General features: G+C 64.6%; 17 protein-coding genes. 9 read left to right on the top strand and 8 right to left on the bottom strand.

Annotated elements, in window-relative coordinates; genetic code table 11:
* Nucleotides 1–279: 279 nt before the first annotated feature.
* The gene (polA, locus tag RAC97_RS06150) at nucleotides 280–3,033 is read right to left on the bottom strand and encodes a DNA polymerase I (protein WP_375098377.1); all 2,754 of its coding nucleotides are present in this window, start codon (nucleotides 3,031–3,033) and stop codon (nucleotides 280–282) included.
* A gap of 75 nt (nucleotides 3,034–3,108) precedes the next feature.
* Between polA and RAC97_RS06155 the strand changes: the two genes are divergently transcribed.
* Both RAC97_RS06155 and RAC97_RS06160 read left to right on the top strand, forming a co-directional pair.
* Nucleotides 3,109–3,396 carry a DUF2782 domain-containing protein gene (locus RAC97_RS06155; protein WP_275639527.1) on the top strand — a complete coding sequence of 96 codons (288 nt, stop codon included), beginning with the start codon at nucleotides 3,109–3,111 and terminating at the stop codon, nucleotides 3,394–3,396.
* 71 nt (nucleotides 3,397–3,467) lie between these two features.
* A complete protein-coding gene (locus RAC97_RS06160) occupies nucleotides 3,468–4,418 on the top strand; it encodes a homoserine kinase (RefSeq protein WP_375098378.1) in 951 nt (316 codons plus the stop codon).
* 48 nt (nucleotides 4,419–4,466) lie between these two features.
* Here the strand turns inward: RAC97_RS06160 and znuA are convergent, their stop codons facing one another.
* A complete protein-coding gene (gene znuA, locus RAC97_RS06165; RefSeq protein ID WP_375098379.1) occupies nucleotides 4,467–5,450 on the bottom strand; it encodes a zinc ABC transporter substrate-binding protein ZnuA in 984 nt (327 codons plus the stop codon).
* Nucleotides 5,451–5,468: 18 nt separating this feature from the next.
* On the opposite strand from znuA, the gene zur reads away from it, so the two are divergent.
* The 4 genes from zur (at nucleotide 5,469) to RAC97_RS06185 (ending at nucleotide 8,339) form a co-directional block, all read left to right on the top strand.
* Nucleotides 5,469–5,954 (top strand): zinc uptake transcriptional repressor Zur, encoded by a 486-nt coding sequence (zur, locus tag RAC97_RS06170; RefSeq protein WP_375098380.1) that lies wholly within the window; start codon nucleotides 5,469–5,471, stop codon nucleotides 5,952–5,954.
* A complete protein-coding gene (znuC, locus tag RAC97_RS06175; protein WP_375098381.1) occupies nucleotides 5,951–6,724 on the top strand; it encodes a zinc ABC transporter ATP-binding protein ZnuC in 774 nt (257 codons plus the stop codon). Before zur ends, znuC begins: the two co-directional genes overlap by 4 nt.
* On the top strand, nucleotides 6,717–7,499 hold the full coding sequence (gene znuB / locus RAC97_RS06180; protein ID WP_375098382.1) for a zinc ABC transporter permease subunit ZnuB: 783 nt from the start codon (nucleotides 6,717–6,719) through the stop codon (nucleotides 7,497–7,499). The genes znuC and znuB overlap by 8 nt, the downstream gene beginning before the upstream one ends.
* A 129-nt stretch (nucleotides 7,500–7,628) precedes the next feature.
* Nucleotides 7,629–8,339, top strand: a complete 711-nt coding sequence (locus tag RAC97_RS06185) for a PA5502 family lipoprotein (protein WP_375098383.1) — start codon at nucleotides 7,629–7,631, stop codon at nucleotides 8,337–8,339.
* Nucleotides 8,340–8,465: 126 nt separating this feature from the next.
* Here RAC97_RS06185 and katE read toward each other — a convergent pair whose 3' ends face one another.
* Nucleotides 8,466–10,610, bottom strand: coding sequence for a catalase HPII (gene katE / locus RAC97_RS06190; protein WP_375098384.1), 2,145 nt, complete (start codon nucleotides 10,608–10,610; stop codon nucleotides 8,466–8,468).
* Between the two features lie 221 nt (nucleotides 10,611–10,831).
* On the opposite strand from katE, the gene RAC97_RS06195 reads away from it, so the two are divergent.
* From RAC97_RS06195 to RAC97_RS06205, 3 genes are read left to right on the top strand one after another with little or no spacing between them, the layout of a single operon-like run.
* Nucleotides 10,832–11,839: a methionine ABC transporter ATP-binding protein gene (locus RAC97_RS06195; protein WP_375098385.1), complete on the top strand. Its 1,008-nt coding sequence runs from the start codon at nucleotides 10,832–10,834 to the stop codon at nucleotides 11,837–11,839.
* Entirely contained in the window at nucleotides 11,839–12,510 is a 672-nt protein-coding gene (locus tag RAC97_RS06200; RefSeq protein WP_375098386.1) for a methionine ABC transporter permease, read from the top strand. Before RAC97_RS06195 ends, RAC97_RS06200 begins: the two co-directional genes overlap by 1 nt.
* Nucleotides 12,511–12,556: 46 nt before the next feature.
* Nucleotides 12,557–13,327 carry a MetQ/NlpA family ABC transporter substrate-binding protein gene (locus tag RAC97_RS06205; RefSeq protein ID WP_375098387.1) on the top strand — a complete coding sequence of 257 codons (771 nt, stop codon included), beginning with the start codon at nucleotides 12,557–12,559 and terminating at the stop codon, nucleotides 13,325–13,327.
* A 120-nt stretch (nucleotides 13,328–13,447) separates the two neighbouring features.
* On the opposite strand, the gene RAC97_RS06210 is transcribed toward RAC97_RS06205, so the two are convergent.
* From RAC97_RS06210 to RAC97_RS06230, 5 genes are read right to left on the bottom strand one after another with little or no spacing between them, the layout of a single operon-like run.
* Nucleotides 13,448–14,080 carry an SCO family protein gene (locus RAC97_RS06210; RefSeq protein WP_375098388.1) on the bottom strand — a complete coding sequence of 211 codons (633 nt, stop codon included), beginning with the start codon at nucleotides 14,078–14,080 and terminating at the stop codon, nucleotides 13,448–13,450.
* Nucleotides 14,077–14,976 carry a heme o synthase gene (gene cyoE / locus RAC97_RS06215; protein ID WP_375098389.1) on the bottom strand — a complete coding sequence of 300 codons (900 nt, stop codon included), beginning with the start codon at nucleotides 14,974–14,976 and terminating at the stop codon, nucleotides 14,077–14,079. Before cyoE ends, RAC97_RS06210 begins: the two co-directional genes overlap by 4 nt.
* The gene (locus tag RAC97_RS06220) at nucleotides 14,961–16,034 is read right to left on the bottom strand and encodes a heme A synthase (RefSeq protein WP_375098390.1); all 1,074 of its coding nucleotides are present in this window, start codon (nucleotides 16,032–16,034) and stop codon (nucleotides 14,961–14,963) included. Before RAC97_RS06220 ends, cyoE begins: the two co-directional genes overlap by 16 nt.
* Before the next feature lie 9 nt (nucleotides 16,035–16,043).
* Complete coding sequence (locus RAC97_RS06225; protein ID WP_375098391.1) at nucleotides 16,044–16,628, bottom strand: hypothetical protein; 585 nt, start codon at nucleotides 16,626–16,628, stop codon at nucleotides 16,044–16,046.
* A complete protein-coding gene (locus tag RAC97_RS06230; RefSeq protein WP_375098392.1) occupies nucleotides 16,594–17,334 on the bottom strand; it encodes an SURF1 family protein in 741 nt (246 codons plus the stop codon). The genes RAC97_RS06225 and RAC97_RS06230 overlap by 35 nt, the downstream gene beginning before the upstream one ends.
* Between the last annotated feature and the right edge of the window lie 42 nt (nucleotides 17,335–17,376).

The raw sequence follows: 17,376 nt of genomic DNA on the forward strand, positions 1-17,376 counted from the left end.
GCAAAAAAAACCCCGGACTTCATATGGGGAGGGGGAAGTTCGGGGTCCAAGTCCGGGCCGCTAGGGCGGGGCCCAGGTATCTGCCAACACTTAACACAACATAGGAGCATCGAAAGGCTTCACCAGCCATTCAGTTACTCTGAGTTCCGCTTCACCGTTTTAGTTCCGAAGCGCTGAAAACTATTTGCGATAGTTTCATGAAACTTCGGAACTAATGGCATAAAGCCGTTACCGACCCGCGTCACTCAAACCCGATCCTACGCGACTTTCTCGGCGCGTTTAGTGAGCTTCGTCCCAATTCGAACCGACGCCTGCCTCGACCAGCAGCGGTACATCCAGTTGCGCGGCGTTGCTCATGTGCAGGCGAATTTCATCTTTTACCTGCTCGACCAAGTCCTCCCGCACCTCCAGCACCAGTTCGTCGTGCACCTGCAGGATCACTCGCGCATCGAGGCCGCTATCGGTGAGCCAGTTGTCCACCGCCACCATGGCGCGCTTGATGATGTCGGCAGCGGTGCCTTGCATCGGTGCGTTGATTGCAGTGCGCTCGGCACCTTTGCGCAGGGCCGGGTTCTTGGCGTTGATATCCGGCAGGTACAGGCGTCGGCCGAACAAGGTTTCGACGAAGCCCTGCTCCGCAGCCTGGGCGCGGGTGCGCTCCATGTAGGCCAGCACGCCCGGGTAGCGGGCGAAATAGCGATCGATATAGTCCTGCGATTGCTTGCGGTCGACGCCGATCTGCTTGGCCAGGCCAAAGGCGCTCATGCCGTAGATCAGCCCGAAGTTGATGGCCTTGGCGCTGCGGCGCTGGTCGCCGGTGACCGCTGCCAGGTCAACGTTGAACACCTCGGCAGCGGTGGCGCGGTGCACGTCGAGATCGTTACGGAAGGCATGCAGCAGGCCTTCGTCCTTGGCCAGGTGCGCCATGATGCGCAGCTCGATCTGCGAGTAGTCCGCCGCCAGCAACTTGTAGCCGGGGCTGGCGACGAAGGCCTGGCGGATGCGTCGGCCTTCGGCGGTGCGGATCGGGATGTTCTGCAGGTTCGGGTCGCTGGACGACAGTCGGCCAGTGGCCGCCACGGCCTGCTGGTAGGACGTGTGGATGCGCCCGGTGCGCGGGTTGATCTGGTCGGGCAGCTTGTCGGTGTAGGTGCTCTTGAGCTTGCTCAAGCTGCGGTATTCCATCAGCACCGTGGGCAGTGGGTAGCCTTCGGCGGCCAGGTCGGCGAGCACCGCCTCGGCGGTCGAGGCCTGGCCCTTGGCGGTCTTGCTCAGTACCGGCATGCCCAGCTTGTCGTACAGGATCACTCCCAGCTGCTTCGGCGAGCCAAGGTTGAATTCCTCGCCGGCCAGCTCGAAGGCCTTGCGCTCCAGCTCGGCCATCTTTACCCCCAGCTCGCCGCTCTGCACGCGCAGCAGGTCGGCATCGACCAGCGCGCCCTGGCGCTCGATCTTCGCCAGTACCGGCACCAGCGGCATCTCGATGTCCATGAGCACTGGCTGAACGCTTGGGGTCTTGGCCAGGCGTTCCTGGAGCGCATGGTGCAGGCGCAGGGTGATATCGGCGTCCTCGGCGGCGTAGGGGCCGGCCTTGTCCAGGTGGATCTGGTTGAAGGTCAGTTGCTTGGCGCCCTTGCCGGCGATGTCTTCGAAGACGATTGTGCTGTGGTCAAGGTATTTCTGCGCCAGGCTGTCCATGTCATGGCGGGTGGCGGTGGAATCCAGCACGTAGGATTCGAGCATCGTGTCATAGGCCACGCCGCGCATCAGTATGGGTTGTGGGCAGTTGGCGAGGATATTGATGTCGTACTTGGCGTTCTGCCCGACCTTGGCCTTGGCCGGGTCTTCGAGCAGCGGCTTGAGCGCCAGCAGCACGGCGTCGCGGTCCAGTTGCTGCGGGGCGCCTTCGTAGTCATGAGCCAGCGGAACGTAGGCCGCTTCGAATGGCTCGACGGCGAACGACAAACCGACCAACTGCGCCCGCTGCGCATCGAGGCCGGTGGTTTCGGTGTCGAAGGCGAACAGTGGGGCCTTGCGCAGTTTCTCCACCCAGGCGTCGAAGCTTGCCTGGTCGAGAATGGTTTCGTACCTGGCTTCCTCCTGGGCTTTCTGCTGCGCCTCGGTAGCAGGTGCGACGTCCTCGCCAGCCTGGGCGGCATCGCGCTGCACCTCGGCGATCCAGCTCTTGAACTCCATCTCGGTGTACAGCGCCAGCAACGCTTCGCGGTCCGGCTCGCCGCATACCAGGGCATCGACGGTGATATCCAGTTCGACATCGACCTTGATGGTCGCCAGCTCATAGGACATGAACGCGGCGTCGCGATGTTCCTCGAGCTTGGCCGGCAGGGTCTTGGCGCCACGGATGGCCAGGCCCGGAACCTTGTCCAGGTTCTCGTAAAGGTCGCGCAGGCCGCCGCCGATACCGGTCAGCAGGCCCACCGCAGTCTTCTCGCCGACCCCCGGAACACCCGGAATGTTGTCGACCTTGTCGCCCATCAGGGCAAGGAAATCGATGATGTGCTCGGGGCCTACACCGAACTTTTCATGCACGCCAGCTACGTCCAGCACGCTGCCGGTCATGGTGTTGACCAGCGTGACGTGGCCATCCACCAGTTGGGCCATGTCCTTGTCGCCCGTCGAGATGATTACGGGGCGGCCAGCGGTAGCGCTGCTGCGCGCCAAGGTGCCGATCACATCGTCCGCCTCCACCCCCTCCACGCACAGCAGCGGGTAGCCCAGGGCCTTGACGCTGGCATGCAGCGGCTCGACCTGCACGCGCAGGTCGTCGGGCATGCTTGGGCGGTTGGCCTTGTACTCGGCGAACATCGCATCGCGGAACGTACCGCCCTTGGCGTCGAAGACCACCGCGAAGAGGCTGTCCGGGTATTGCTTGCGCAGGCTCTTGAGCATGCTCAACACGCCCTTGACCGCGCCGGTGGGCATGCCTTTGGATGTGGTAAGCGGCGGCAGCGCATGGAAGGCGCGGTAGAGATAGGACGAACCGTCCACCAGGACGAGGGGCGCTTGGCTCATGAGCAGAATCAACCTTTTCGGCGGGTCCGGCGCTAGAATAGCCAGACTCATTGACGACAAAGGGACAAGGTTATCATGCGTACACCCATTCGCCTGTTACTGCTGGGCCTGTTGGCAACCATGCCGGTCGTCACTCTGGCGGCGGACGACGCGCCCTCGGCCGATCCCGAGGTAACCATTCGCACGGAAGGCGACAGAACCATCCAGGAGTACCGTCAAAACGGTTTCCTGTATGCGATCAAGATAACGCCGAAAAACGGCAAGCCTTATTTCCTGGTACGCGCCGATGGCTCCGATGGCAATTTCATTCGTTCCGACCAGCCGGACATGCTGATTCCGTCCTGGAAGATCTTCGAATGGTAAGCTTGTAACGCGTATCGTTCTTATCAACTGGCACTTCCCGGCGGAAGTGCCCGCATGGGCAACTTTTCAACATGTCAGTTTTCACCCCTGTGTCCCGCCCTGAACTGGAAGCCTTCCTGGCGCCCTACGAGCTGGGCCGTCTGCTCGACTTCCAAGGCATCGCCGCCGGTACCGAGAACAGCAATTTCTTCGTCAGCCTCGAGAAAGGTGAGTTCGTGCTGACCCTGATCGAGCGCGGCCCCGCCGAAGACATGCCGTTCTTCATCGAGCTTCTCGATGTGCTGCACGAGGCCGACATGCCCGTGCCTTATGCGGTGCGCGACCGCGAAGGCCGTGGCCTGCGCGAGCTGTGCGGCAAGCCGGCGCTGTTGCAGCCGCGCCTGTCGGGCAAGCACATCAAGGCGCCGAACAACCAGCACTGCGCCCAGGTGGGCGAGCTGCTGGCGCACATTCACCTGGCCACCCGCGAGCGCATCATCGAGCGCCGCACCGACCGGGGCCTGGATTGGATGCTGGAATCGGGTGCCGAATTGCTGCCAGCGCTGGATGCCGCGCAGGTGCAGCTGCTGCAACCGGCGCTGGATGAAATCGCCGCGCACAAGGCGCAGATCCTCGCGTTGCCACGGGCCAACCTGCATGCCGACCTGTTCCGCGACAACGTGATGTTCGAAGGCACCCACCTGGCCGGCCTGATCGACTTCTACAACGCCTGTTCCGGGCCGATGCTCTATGACATCGCCATCACCGTGAACGACTGGTGCCTGAACGAGGCGGGAGGTATCGACCTGCCGCGCGCTCAGGCGCTGCTGGGCGCCTATGCGGCGCTGCGGCCGTTCACTGCGGCGGAAGCCGAGCTGTGGCAGGTGATGCTACGGGTCGGTTGCGTGCGGTTCTGGCTGTCGCGGCTGATCGCCGCGCGGGCGTTCGCCGGGATGGATGTCATGATCCATGACCCGAGCGAGTTCGAAGTGAGGTTGGCGCAGCGCCAGCAGGTGGCGCTGAAGTTGCCGTTCGCGCTGTAACGCGGCGGCCCTCTCGCGGGCTTCCCCGCGAGAGGGCCGGTGCAGGCGCTAGATCTGCTCCAGACACCCCGCCAGGTCATTGCCCAGCTTCTCCAGCAGGCGCTCGTAACCCTTGCCGTCCACGGGGTCGCTACCGCCCAGGCCATCCAGTTCCGCCAGCTTCACCGGCAGGCCTGCGGTCAATGTCTCGGCCAGGCGTGGGCGCAGTGGCGGCTCGCTGAACACACAGGTCGGCCCGGCCTCTTGCAAGCGCTTGCGCATCGCCGCCACATGCTGCGCCCCCGGCTGCACTTCTGCCGCCACGCTGAACACACCCGCATGCCGCAGCCCGTATTCGGCCTCGAAGTAGTCGAACGCCTCGTGGAACACGAAGTATGGCTTGCTGGCAATGCCCGCCACGCGCGCCTTGATCCGCGCATCCAGGCTGTCCAGGCGCTCGACGAAGCCTTTCAGGTTGCCCTGGTAGCGCGCAGCGTTGGCCGGGTCGACCGAAGCCAGGTCCGCCGCCATCTTCGCCGCGATCACCCGCGCGTTCACCGACGACAGCCACAGGTGTGCATCCAGCGAGCCGGGACGATGGTCGTGGTCGTGGTCGTCATGGCCGTGGTCGTCATGGCCATGGTCGTCATGCCCGTCTTCGTGGCCATGGCTGTCCTCGCCGAAATGCCGCAGCTTCATACCTGCCAGCGACTGCACCGCCACCGTCGGCTTGCTGCGGCTGCCGAGCACGCGCGGCAGGAAGCTCTCCATGTCCGGACCGATCCAGTACAGCAGGTCGGCACCCGCCACCCGCCGTACGTCGGAAGGACGCAACGCATAGTTATGCGGCGAAGCGCCTGGCGGCAGCAGCACGTCAGGGCTACCGACGCCGTCCTGCACGGCGGCGGCGATCTGCTGCAACGGCTTGATGCTGGTAAGCACCCGTACCTCGGCCTGGGCCGAGAAAGCGATAAAAGCGACAAAAACCACAAGGAAACGGGACACGGTGGATACTCGACTAGCCATAACCGGGTAACATAATAACGTCTCCATTCAAAACCGTCGCCGCCCATGTCCATCACGCCGCTGGCTCACCGTCCCCACGATCATTCCCATTGTGTCCACAGCGCCCTGGCCGAAGCCGACGCCCTGTGCGCGCGCCAAGGCCTGCGCCTGACCGCCCTGCGCCGCCGGGTGCTGGAGCTGGTGTGGCAAAGCCACAAGCCACTGGGCGCCTACGACATCCTCGCGGTGCTCAGCGAGCAGGACGGCCGCCGCGCCGCGCCGCCGACCGTGTACCGCGCCCTGGACTTCCTCCTCGAGAACGGCCTGGTGCACCGCATCGCCTCGCTCAACGCCTTCATCGGTTGCAGCCACCCCGAGCACAAGCATCAGGGCCAGTTCCTGATCTGCCGCCATTGCCACGTGGCCATCGAGCTGGAACAGGACAGCATCAGCAGCGCCATCGTCAGCAGCGCCAAGGCGGTGGGCTTCACCGTCGAGACCCAGACCGTCGAAGTGGTCGGTCTGTGCGCCAATTGCCGGAGCGCTGCATGAGCGATGCGCTGATCCGCCTGGAGCAGGTCGGCGTCACCTTTGCCGGCGAAGCGGTGCTGGACAACATCGCCCTGTCGGTGGCACCTCGCCAGATCGTCACCCTGATCGGCCCCAACGGCGCCGGCAAGACCACCCTGGTACGCGCCGTTCTCGGTCTGCTCAAGCCGCACCGCGGCACGGTTTGGCGCAAGCCGCGCCTGCGCATTGGCTACATGCCGCAGAAAATCCAGGTCGACGCGACCCTGCCGCTGTCGGTGCTGCGCTTTCTGCGCCTGGTGCCAGGGGTCGACCGCGCCGCCGCGTTGTCGGCGTTGCAGGAGGTGGGCGCCGAGCAGGTGATCGACAGCCCCATCCAGACCATCTCCGGGGGCGAGATGCAGCGCGTACTGCTGGCCCGGGCGCTGCTGCGCGAACCTGAGCTGCTGGTGCTGGACGAGCCGGTGCAGGGCGTCGACGTGGCCGGCCAGGCCGAACTGTACGGGCTGATTACCCGTCTTCGCGACCGCCACGGCTGCGGCGTGCTGATGGTCTCCCACGACTTGCACCTGGTGATGAGCACCACCGACCAAGTGGTCTGCCTGAACCGCCATGTGTGCTGTTCGGGCCACCCGGAGCAGGTCAGCGGCGACCCGGCGTTCGTCGAGCTGTTCGGCCAGAATGCGCCGAGCCTGGCCATCTACCACCATCACCACGATCACAGCCACGACCTGCACGGCTCTGTGGTCGCACCCGGCACGCATGTCCATGGAGAGCACTGCAAGCATGGCTGATTTTCTTCTCTATGCCCTGCTCGCGGGTCTCTCCTTGGCCATTGTGGCTGGCCCCCTCGGCTCTTTCGTGGTGTGGCGGCGCATGGCCTATTTCGGCGATACGCTGTCCCACGCCGCGTTGCTCGGTGTCGCCTTGGGCTTCGTGCTGGATATCAGCCCCACGATCGCCGTGACGGTGGGCTGCCTGCTGCTGGCGATCCTGCTGGTGACGCTGCAACAGCGCCAGCCGCTGGCCTCCGACACCCTGCTCGGCATCCTTGCACCCAGCACGCTGTCCCTGGGCCTGGTGGCCCTGAGCTTCATGCACGATGTGCGCATCGACCTGATGGCCTACCTGTTCGGCGACCTGCTGGCCATCAGCCCCAGCGACCTTGCCTGGATTCTCGGCGGCAGCGTGCTGGTACTGCTGTTGCTCGCCGTGTTGTGGCGCCCGCTGCTGGCGGTGACCGTGCACGAGGAGCTGGCCACTGTCGAAGGCCTGCCCGTAGCGGGCCTGCGCCTGGCGTTGATGCTGTTGATCGCGGTGGTCATTGCCGTGGCCATGAAGATCGTCGGGGTACTGCTGATCACCTCGTTGCTGATCATTCCGGCGGCCACCGCGCAACGCCACGCCCGCTCACCCGAGCAGATGGCCCTGGGCGCCAGCGTGCTGGGCGTGCTCGCGGTATGTGGTGGCCTGGCCATGTCTTGGTTCAAGGACACGCCCGCCGGGCCATCGATCGTGGTCTGCGCGGCGGTGCTATTCTTGCTGAGCCTGGCGTTGCCCAAGCGCTGATATAGCGGGGTGCATGCCTAGGCACCCTGCAACCTTTTCGCCCGTAAAGGGTCTGTAAGACTTGTTTTCGAGCCTGTGCACCTGGGTGTAGACTTGCTCGCTTTTTTGCGCAAATAGAGAGTCGCAGGAATGAAGCCGTTCGCCTCCCGTTATCTGCTTGTTGCCGTGTTTTCCCTGTTCCTGGCCGCGTGCTCCAGTGCCCCGGTCGAGCAGCCGGTCGCGCCTGCCCAGCCCGATGCCTGGCAGCAGTTGCAGCAGAGCATCGCCAGCAACGAACTGGCCACCGCCGAAGACCAGCTGGCCAGCCTGCAAGCGCAGTCGCCCAGCGATGCACGCCTGGAGCAGTACCAGCGGCAACTGGCCGAGGCCTACTTGCAACGTAGCCAGGTCACTTTGCAGAAAGGTGATGTCAACGCTGCCGCCACGGCCCTGGCGCGGGCTCGCGCGCTGATGCCCCAGGCGCCGGCGCTGGTCGGCGGCGATGCGGTGGCCCAGGCACGCCGCCGTGCAGAACTGGAAAAAGCCGAAGCCGCGCTCAAGGCAGCCGAAGCCAAGCCGGTTGCCCGGGTGATCGACCCGACCGCCCCGAGCACCGTGGTGGCCTTGAAGACTACCGACAGTCGCGCGCTGCGCCGCCAACTGGATGACATCGCCGCCGATGTGGTGGCGTACCAGTGCGAGGTGGTGTTCCAGGTGCCGCGCACGGACGATGCGCCATGGCTCAAGACGCTGCTGCAAAAGCGCGTGCACAAGCTCGATAGCGGCTTCGAGTTGAAACAAAAGCACGAGATCCAGCGCAAGCTGCCGGCACAGGTGGTGCTGGTGCCGCATCAGCACTGACAACTCTCCGGGTTCACGATGCCCCTGTAGGAGCGGGCTTGCCCGCGAAGCAAGCACCGCGGTGATGGCACCCGCTCCGCCGGTGTTCGCGGGCAAGCCCGCGCCTACAGAGGTTTGCGCGGCCCGTTATGCCGGAATCGCTTCGGCCGCCGCCTCCCGCTCCCACACCCGATGCTGTTCCAGCACCTTCACGAAGGCATCGACGGCTTTCTGGTCATCCCCCAGCAACACCCCCTTGTCCTCCTTGATACCCAGCGCATCCAGCAGCGCCTTGCCGTCCTTGGCCAAGCCCATGGGCTTGAGGTGCTTATAGGCCTCGAGCAGGTAATGCTTGGCCACGCCGCTGGCGCCCAGAGCATCCAGCGCCTGCTTGCCGGCCGGCAGCCACAACCCATCGATCATCACCGACGGCATGCCCTCCATCGAAGCGTCCACCGCCAGCGAAGCACCCTCGGCAGTCTTCACCGGCGCACTGCTCGGCCCCAGCAGCAACACCCGCGCCGCTTGCGCCTCGAAAGCCTTCACCAGGCGGTCGACACTGGCGCCCTCCACACCATCGGCCACCAGCAGCGCGACCTTGCGCCCCTTGATGCCGACACTGCCAGGCAGGTTCATCTGGCTCAGTGCCGCAGACTTCGCAGGCTTGGAGTCCTTGACCTTCACCGTTCCGGCCTTCGGCGCCGGCAGCCCGAGGTTCTGCGCCACCGCGGCTGCCAGCTTCAGGTCGATGTTGGCGAGGATTTCGTTCACTTCGCGGGCGCGGATATGCTCGCGGTCCACCTTGCCCAGCTCGAAGCTGTAGGCCTTGATGATGTGCTGCTGCTCATTCGGGCTCATGCTCTGGAAGAACAGCCGCGCCTGGGAGAAGTGGTCGCCGAACGACTCGCTGCGTTCACGGATCTTGTGCGCATCGATACGCTCCTGGTAACTCTCGAAGCCACCCTCCTCAGGCGCTGCCGGGGCTTCCTTGGGCCAGCCACCGTCGATGGAGTTGGGCTCGTAGGACGCCCGTCCCTTGTGAATGGTGTGGCGGTGCAGGGCATCGCGCTGGTTGTTGTGGTTTGGGGCTATCGGGCGGTTGATCGGGATCTCGTGGAAGTTCGGGCCGCCCAGGCGGCTGATCTGGGTGTCGGTGTAGGAGAACAGCCGCCCTTGTAGCAATGGGTCGTTGCTGAAATCGATGCCCGGCACGATGTGCCCTGGGCAGAAGGCGATCTGCTCGACCTCGGCGAAGAAGTTGTCCGGGTTGCGGTTCAGCACCATCTTGCCCAGCGGCGTCACCGGCACCAGCTCTTCGGGGATGATCTTGGTAGGGTCGAGCAGGTCGAAATCGAATTTGTGCTCATCGGCCTCGGGCACGATCTGCACACCGAGCTCCCATTCCGGGTAGTCACCGGTCTCGATGGCTTCCCACAGGTCGCGGCGGTGGTAGTCGGTATCCTTGCCCGCAAGCTTCTGCGCTTCGTCCCACAACACCGAATGCACCCCCTGGCGCGGCTTCCAGTGAAACTTGACGAAGCTGGCCACGCCCTGGGCATTGATCAGGCGGAAGGTGTGCACGCCGAAGCCTTCCATCATGCGCAGGCTGCGTGGAATGGCGCGGTCGGACATGGCCCACATGACCATGTGCGCCGATTCCGGCACCAGCGAAACGAAGTCCCAGAAGGTGTCATGGGCCGAGCCGCCGGTGGGGATCTCGTTATGCGGCTCGGGCTTCACCGCATGGACGAAGTCGGGAAACTTGATCGCATCCTGGATGAAGAACACCGGCATGTTGTTGCCCACCAGGTCGAAGTTGCCTTCATCGGTGTAGAACTTCACCGCGAAGCCGCGCACGTCACGCACGGTGTCACCCGAGCCACGGGGGCCTTGCACGGTGGAAAAGCGCACGAATACCGGGGTGATCTTTTCCGGGTCGCGCAGAAAGCCCGCCTTGGTCAGCTCGGCATGGTCGCCGTAGCTCTGGAAGTAGCCGTGGGCACCGGTGCCCCGGGCATGCACGATACGCTCAGGGATGCGCTCATGGTCGAAGTGGGTGATCTTCTCGCGCATGATGAAGTCTTCGAGCAGCGAAGGCCCGCGCGCCCCGGCCTTCAGGGTGTTCTGGTTGTCGGCGATCTTCACACCCTGGTTGGTACGCAAGGCCTGGCCGGTGGCATCGCTGCGCACATCCTCCAGGCTCTGCACCTTGGCGTTGGTGTTCGCCCGGTCGGGCGTATCGGTGCCGGCGAGTTGGCTCTGTCTGGGCGAATCCGGTGTCTTGCTGGGCATTTCGGCTCTCCTCATCAGTCTTCAGGCTGCCCTCGTGGGCTTGTCCCATTAGTGACTGGAGAGCGGTTGGCCGCGTTCAATCGGGTTTACCGGTTGTCGTGTTATGCCTGAAGCTGCGGTTCATCGCGAAATAAATGCTAAGAACAACTATGGGAAAAGGCTAAAATGCGCGCCCGGCTAACCGCTGACCCAAATTCCATGCGCCCCACAAGGTTCGCTCAGTGATCGAGTTCCAAGATGTCCACAAGACCTACCGCGTCGCCGGTAGGGATATTCCGGCCCTCAACCCGACCCGCCTGACCATCGAAAATGGCCAGGTGTTCGGCCTGATCGGCCATTCCGGTGCAGGCAAGAGCACCTTGCTGCGCCTGATCAACCGCCTGGAGGCTCCAAGCGGCGGCAAGATCATCGTCGACGGCGAAGACGTCACCGCCTTCGATGCCAACCAGCTACGGCGCTTCCGCCAGCAGGTCGGGATGATCTTCCAGCACTTCAACCTGCTGGCCTCCAAGACCGTCGCCGACAACGTGGCCCTGCCGCTGACCCTGGCCGGCGAGCTGTCGCGCAGCGAAATCGACAAGCGCGTGGCCGAGTTGCTGGCGCGTGTCGGCCTGTCGGACCACGCGAAAAAATACCCGGCGCAGCTCTCCGGCGGGCAGAAGCAGCGCGTGGGCATCGCCCGGGCGTTGTCTACCCGGCCAAAGATCCTGCTGTGCGACGAGGCCACCAGCGCCCTCGACCCGCAAACCACTGCCTCGGTGCTGCAACTGCTGGCCGAGATCAACCGCGAGCTGAAGCTCACCATCGTGCTGATCACCCACGAGATGGACGTGATCCGCCGGGTCTGCGACCGCGTGGCGGTGATGGACGCCGGGTCGATCGTCGAGCAAGGCCCTGTGGCGGATGTGTTCCTGCACCCGCAACACCCCACCACCAAGCGCTTCGTCCAGGAAGACGAGCAGGTCGACGAGAACGAGCAGCGCGACGACTTCGCCCACGTGCCGGGCCGCATCGTGCGCCTGACCTTCCAGGGCGATGCCACCTACGCGCCGCTGCTGGGCACCGTCGCCCGCGAAACCGGCGTGGACTACAGCATCCTTGCCGGACGCATCGACCGCATCAAGGACGTGCCCTATGGGCAACTGACCCTGGCCGTCACCGGCGGTAACATCGAGGCGGCATTCGACCGCTTCAACGCAGCGGATGTGCATATGGAGGTATTGCGTTGATGGACGCCCTGAACTACTTCGCCAACGTCGACTGGGCGGAAATCTGGCTGGCCACCGGCGACACCCTGATCATGCTGTTCGGCTCGCTGTTCTTCACCGTATTGCTGGGCCTGCCGCTGGGCGTGCTGCTGTTCCTCTGCGGACCGCGGCAGATGTTCGAACAGAAAGGCGTGTACGCGCTGCTGTCGCTGGTGGTGAACGTACTGCGCTCGCTGCCGTTCATCATCCTGCTGATCGTGATGATCCCCATCACGGTATTGATCACCGGCACCTCGCTGGGCGTCGCCGGGGCCATCCCGCCGCTGGTGGTGGGCGCTACGCCATTCTTCGCGCGGCTGGTGGAAACCGCCCTGCGCGAAGTGGACCGCGGCATCATCGAGGCTACCCAGTCGATGGGCGCCAGCACTCGCCAGATCATCGTCAATGCCTTGCTGCCGGAAGCCCGGCCAGGCATCTTCGCTGCCATCACGGTCACCGCCATCACCATGGTGTCGTACACCGCCATGGCCGGGGTAGTCGGCGCGGGCGGCCTGGGCGACCTGGCCATCCGCTTCGGCTACCAGCGTTTCCAGACCGACGTGATGATCGTCACGGTGATCCTGCTGTTGGTGCTGGTGCAGATTCTGCAAAGTGTCGGCGACCGGCTGGTCGTGCATTTTTCCCGTAAATAAGCCCACCTGGGCACGGGGGCTGCCTGGCCCTCACAAGGAGTGATCGATGAAGAAACTGCTCGCTGTCGCCGCCGCAATCGCGGCCTTTTCGGCCAACGCCGAGACCCTGACCGTCGCCGCCACCCCGGTGCCGCACGCCGAGATCCTCGAGTTCGTGAAGCCGCAGCTGGCCAAGCAGGGCGTGGAACTGAAGGTCAAGGTGTTTACCGACTACATCCAGCCGAACGTGCAAGTCGCCGAGAAGCGCCTGGACGCCAACTTCTTCCAGCACCAGCCATACCTGGACGAGTTCAACAAGTCCAAGGGCACCCAACTGGTCAGCGTGGCCGGTGTGCATGTGGAGCCGCTGGGCATCTACTCGAGCAAGTTCAAGAAGCTCGACGAGCTGAGCTCCGGCGCCACCGTGGTGATTCCCAACGACGCCACCAATGGCGGCCGCGCCCTGCTGCTGCTGGACAAGGCCGGTGTGATCAAGCTCAAGGACAACAAGAACATCCTGGCCACGGTCAAGGACGTTGCCGAGAACCCGAAGGGCGTGAAGTTCCGTGAGCTGGAAGCGGCCACCATCCCGCGTGTGCTGACCCAGGTCGATGCCGCCCTGATCAACACCAACTACGCCCTGGAAGCCAAGCTGAACCCCGAGAAGGACGCCCTGGCCATCGAAGGCAGCGACTCGCCTTATGTGAACATCCTGGTGGCGCGTCCGGACAACAAGGACTCGGAAGATATGAAGAAGCTGGCAGCAGCGCTGCACTCGCCCGAGGTGAAGCAGTTCATTACCGAGAAATACAAAGGTGCGGTGGTGCCGGCGTTCTAAGCCTTCATATCGCGTTGGATTCTTCGCGGGTAAACCCGCTCCCACAGGTACCCCACCGCCATTGAATACGGTGGGGTACCTGTGGGAGCGGGTTTACCCGCGAAGCTTTTTAGGAACCACTCAATCTCGCTGAACCAACCCCGGCAACTGCGCCAGCAGCTTCTGGTTGTTGAACGGTGCCCGAATGAACCCGCGCTGACGCCCATCCGGCCCGAGCAGGGCCAGGTTGCCGCTGTGGTCCACGGTGTAGCCTGGCTTGCTGGTATCGGCCGGAATGAACGGAATGCTCAGGGCATTGGCCAGCTTCTGGGTGTCCTCGATCGACCCCGCCACCCCTACGAAGTCCTTGTCGAAGTAGCCCAGGTACTGCTTGAGCTGGGCCGGCGTGTCGCGGTTCGGGTCCACGCTCACCAGCACGACCTGAAGATGCGCCAGCGCTTCCTTGGGCAACTCACTCTTGACCTGGCGCAGTTGGGCGAGGGTGGTCGGGCAGATGTCCGGGCAGTAGGTATAACCGAAGAACAGCAGCGACCACTTGCCCTTGAGCTGGTCCAGCGCTACCGGCTGGCCGTCCTGGTTGGTCATGGTCAACTCCGGCACCGTGCGACTCTGCGGCAACAGGATGATGCCCGCATCGATCAGCTCCGCCGGGTTGGCCTGGCCACGGTTGTTGAGCACTTTGTTGACGGTAAGGCCCAGGATCAACGCGACCAGGGCGACAAGGATGAAGACGGTTTTCTGGGTTCGGGTCATAGGTTCAGCAACAAGTAGTGGTCAACGAGCAGCGCGATGAACAGCAGGAACAAGTAGGCGATAGAGTACTTGAAGGTGCCGATCGCAGCGTGCGGCCGAGTGCCACGGTACAACACCGAGGACCAATGCAGGAAGCGCAGCCCCAGGCCCAAGGCGCAGGCCAGGTACAGCGGGCCGCTCATGTGGATGACGAACGGCAGTAGGCTCACCGCCAGCAGCACCAGGGTGTACAGCAGGATATGCAGCTTGGTGTAGCGCTCGCCGTGGGTCACCGGCAGCATCGGGATATCGGCCTTGGCGTATTCCTCCTTGCGGTGGATGGCCAGGGCCCAGAAGTGCGGTGGGGTCCAGGCGAAGATGATCAGCACCAGCAGCAAGGGCTCGGCGCTCACATGCCCGGTCACCGCCACCCAACCCAGCAGCGGCGGCGCGGCGCCGGCCAGGCCGCCGATCACGATGTTCTGCGGCGTGGCGCGCTTGAGAAAGCCGGTGTAGAGCACCGCGTAGCCGAGCAGGGACGCCAGCGTCAGCCAGGCGGTAAGGGCATTGGTGAACACCAGCAGCAGGGCCATGCCCGCCAGCGACAGGGCCAGGGCGAACAGCAGTGCCGGTACAGGCCCGACCCGCCCTTCGGCGAGCGGGCGCTTGTGGGTGCGGGCCATCAGCGCGTCGATGCGCCGGTCGAGCACATGGTTGACGGCCGCCGCGCCTCCGGCACACAGCGCGATGCCAAGGTTGCCGAACAGCAGCACGCTCCAGGCCACCCCCGCGCGGGTGGCGAGGAACATGCCCACCAGCGAGGTGATCAGCATCAGCACCACCACCTTGGGCTTGGTCAGCTCCAGGTAGTCCCGCCAGCCGGCCCGTTGCCGGCGTGTGCTCAGAAGCGCCGCCACGAGTCATTCCTCATGGGATGGGAAATACCCACGCCGACCACCGGTCGCAGGCGCTGGCCGGCGCGAACGCGCACCTCGTCCACCACACGGATGCGATAGTTCACCAGCACCATGGTCAGCAGCAGCATCGCGCCACCTGCGTTGTGTGCCACGGCCACGCCTAGCGGCAGGTGGAACAGCACATTGCTGATCCCCAGGCACAGCTGCACGCCCAGCACCAGCAGCACCAGTCGGGCCAGGCCGGAAAGGCCATGGCGGCGCAGCTTCCAGCTGAGCATCAGCAGCACGGCGGTGACCATCAGCGCGCCCAGTCGATGGCTCATGTGGATGGCCGTGCGCGCATCGCTGTCCAACTGCCCGCCCAGGTAATTGGGGCCGACGTGCTGGGTGAGATGGAAGCCGTTGCTGAAATCGGCTGCGGGCCACCACTGGCCATGACAGGTGGGCAAGTCGACGCAGGCCACCGCTGCGTAGTTGGCACTGACCCAACCGCCCAGGGCGATCTGCCCGACCACCACCAGCAAGGCCAGCGCAGCCACCCGACGCAGGCTCAAAGGTACTTTCGGCAACGGCGCAAAGGCCCGGGATAGACGCAGGGATAACAGGAAAAGCAGGCTCAACGTCGTGAACCCGCCCAGCAGGTGGGCGGTGACCACCTGCGGCCACAGCTTGAGCGTGACGGTCCACATGCCGAACGCCGCCTGGGCCAGCACCACGCACAGCACGAACACGGGCAGCCGGTAGGGCGAGCCGTCGCGAGCATGTCGGCGCACGGCCTGGATCGCCAGCCAGGCGATCAGCAACGCCAAGGCACCGGCAAAGTAACGGTGGACCATTTCTGCCCAGCCCTTGGCCGCTTCCACCGGATGTTCGGGGAAATGCAGCTCGGCATGGGCCAACTGCGCATCGCTCTTGGGCACGCTGATAAAGCCATAGCAACCCGGCCAGTCGGGGCACCCGAGGCCAGCGTGGGTCAAGCGGGTATAGGCGCCCAGCAGCACGACCAACAGTGCCAGCAGGGTGGCGAACACGGCGAGGCGGTATCCGGGTCTGGCCATGATGGGCTCCTAGCCGATGTTGGACAGCTTGAGCAGGTGGCGCAGGTCGTCGAGCACCTGCTTGCCCTTGGCCTTGGCGTCGTAGCGCAGCACCAGGTTGCCGTGGGGGTCGACCAGCCACAGCTGCGGGCCGGGCTCGGCCACCTTGCTGGCATAGCGCTTGGCATCAAGCGGGTAGCGCTGCAACTGCGGGTATTCACGTTCGAGGGTGGCCTGGTAATCGCCAGGCAACGGATGCGCGGCGGCCAGGGCGTGGCTGGCGCGGCTGGCGTCACGGCCAAGGCCGACCTGGATCTGCCGCGCCAGATACACCAGTTGCTGGCACTCGGCGGTGCAGGCCTGCGGCGCGCTGACCAGCAATTGCCAGCCGTCCGACTGGGCATCGACGCCAATGTCGGCGCGGGTTTCGCCGTTACCGATCATCGCTCCGTGATAGCTGCGGCCTTCCGGCACCCAGAACCGGTACTTGTACATGCTGGTGGCAAGGACCATCGGCCCCAGCGCCACCAGCAGGATCAGGATCAGCTGCAAGCGCCCGCGCGCGCGGGACTTGCCGCGCTCAGGCACGCCCAGTGGACTCGTGACGGCGCCCATGGTGGTTCTCCTTGTTGTTGTGCCAACCGAAATAAAGGAAGAGCAGCACCAGCGCCGTGGCCAATGCGAACCACTGCACCGCGTAGCCCAGGTGTTTTTCCGGCCCCATGGCGACCACCGGCCAGTCCAGCCGGTAGCTTGCCGGCCCAGGCTCCAGGCGCAGTTCGTGGGCCAGGCCATCACGGCCCAGCTGTTGCCACAGGTGCGTGGGTTCGACAGCGGTAAGCAGGTGCGGCCACTGGCCGCCGACAGGGTCGGGGTGCAGTTGGAAGGTGCTGCCCGGTGCCACGTAAACCGAGGCGTCGACGCTCAGGGGCTGCTGCGGGGTATCGAAGCGCACCGGCACGCGCCGGTCGGGCCACGGCAACCAGCCGCGGTTGACCAGCAGCCACTGGCCGCTGGCCTGGTCGTGGAAGGGTTGCAGCAGCTCGACACCGACCTGGCCGTCGCGCAAGCGGTTGTCCAGCAGCAGGCTGTGCTCGGCGTCGAAGCGCCCGCGCAGCTGTACGCGCTGAAAGGCGGGGTCGGGCAGTTGCTGGAGTTGCGCGACCGATACCGGCGCCTGGATACGGCGTTCGGTGTAGGTGTCCAGCAACTGGCGTTTCTCATCGGCGCGGCGCAATTGCCAGCAGCCGAGCGCGATCAGACCCGGCAGCAGTGCTAGCACCACCAGGGTTGGCGCAACGCCGGGGCGAAACGGCTTCACCGGGGCCTCGCAAGGTCGAGCGCTATACTCAAAGGCATCACT

The organism is Pseudomonas sp. LS_2 (assembly GCF_042709235.1).
In the GTDB taxonomy this organism is placed as follows: Bacteria; Pseudomonadota; Gammaproteobacteria; order Pseudomonadales; family Pseudomonadaceae; genus Aquipseudomonas.

Excerpts from the sequence above, each read along its gene's own strand:
- RAC97_RS06220 (WP_375098390.1), bottom strand. The coding sequence starts at position 16,034 with ATGGCCAGACCCGGATACCGCCTCGCCGTGTTCGCCACCCTGCTGGCA.
- RAC97_RS06155 (WP_275639527.1), top strand. The coding sequence starts at position 3,109 with ATGCGTACACCCATTCGCCTGTTACTGCTGGGCCTGTTGGCAACCATG.
- zur (WP_375098380.1), top strand. The coding sequence starts at position 5,469 with ATGTCCATCACGCCGCTGGCTCACCGTCCCCACGATCATTCCCATTGT.
- znuA (WP_375098379.1), bottom strand. The coding sequence starts at position 5,450 with ATGGAGACGTTATTATGTTACCCGGTTATGGCTAGTCGAGTATCCACC.
- RAC97_RS06225 (WP_375098391.1), bottom strand. The coding sequence starts at position 16,628 with ATGGGCGCCGTCACGAGTCCACTGGGCGTGCCTGAGCGCGGCAAGTCC.
- RAC97_RS06205 (WP_375098387.1), top strand. The coding sequence starts at position 12,557 with ATGAAGAAACTGCTCGCTGTCGCCGCCGCAATCGCGGCCTTTTCGGCC.
- znuB (WP_375098382.1), top strand. The coding sequence starts at position 6,717 with ATGGCTGATTTTCTTCTCTATGCCCTGCTCGCGGGTCTCTCCTTGGCC.
- RAC97_RS06210 (WP_375098388.1), bottom strand. The coding sequence starts at position 14,080 with ATGACCCGAACCCAGAAAACCGTCTTCATCCTTGTCGCCCTGGTCGCG.
- RAC97_RS06200 (WP_375098386.1), top strand. The coding sequence starts at position 11,839 with ATGGACGCCCTGAACTACTTCGCCAACGTCGACTGGGCGGAAATCTGG.
- RAC97_RS06185 (WP_375098383.1), top strand. The coding sequence starts at position 7,629 with ATGAAGCCGTTCGCCTCCCGTTATCTGCTTGTTGCCGTGTTTTCCCTG.
- znuC (WP_375098381.1), top strand. The coding sequence starts at position 5,951 with ATGAGCGATGCGCTGATCCGCCTGGAGCAGGTCGGCGTCACCTTTGCC.
- katE (WP_375098384.1), bottom strand. The coding sequence starts at position 10,610 with ATGCCCAGCAAGACACCGGATTCGCCCAGACAGAGCCAACTCGCCGGC.
- polA (WP_375098377.1), bottom strand. The coding sequence starts at position 3,033 with ATGAGCCAAGCGCCCCTCGTCCTGGTGGACGGTTCGTCCTATCTCTAC.
- RAC97_RS06160 (WP_375098378.1), top strand. The coding sequence starts at position 3,468 with ATGTCAGTTTTCACCCCTGTGTCCCGCCCTGAACTGGAAGCCTTCCTG.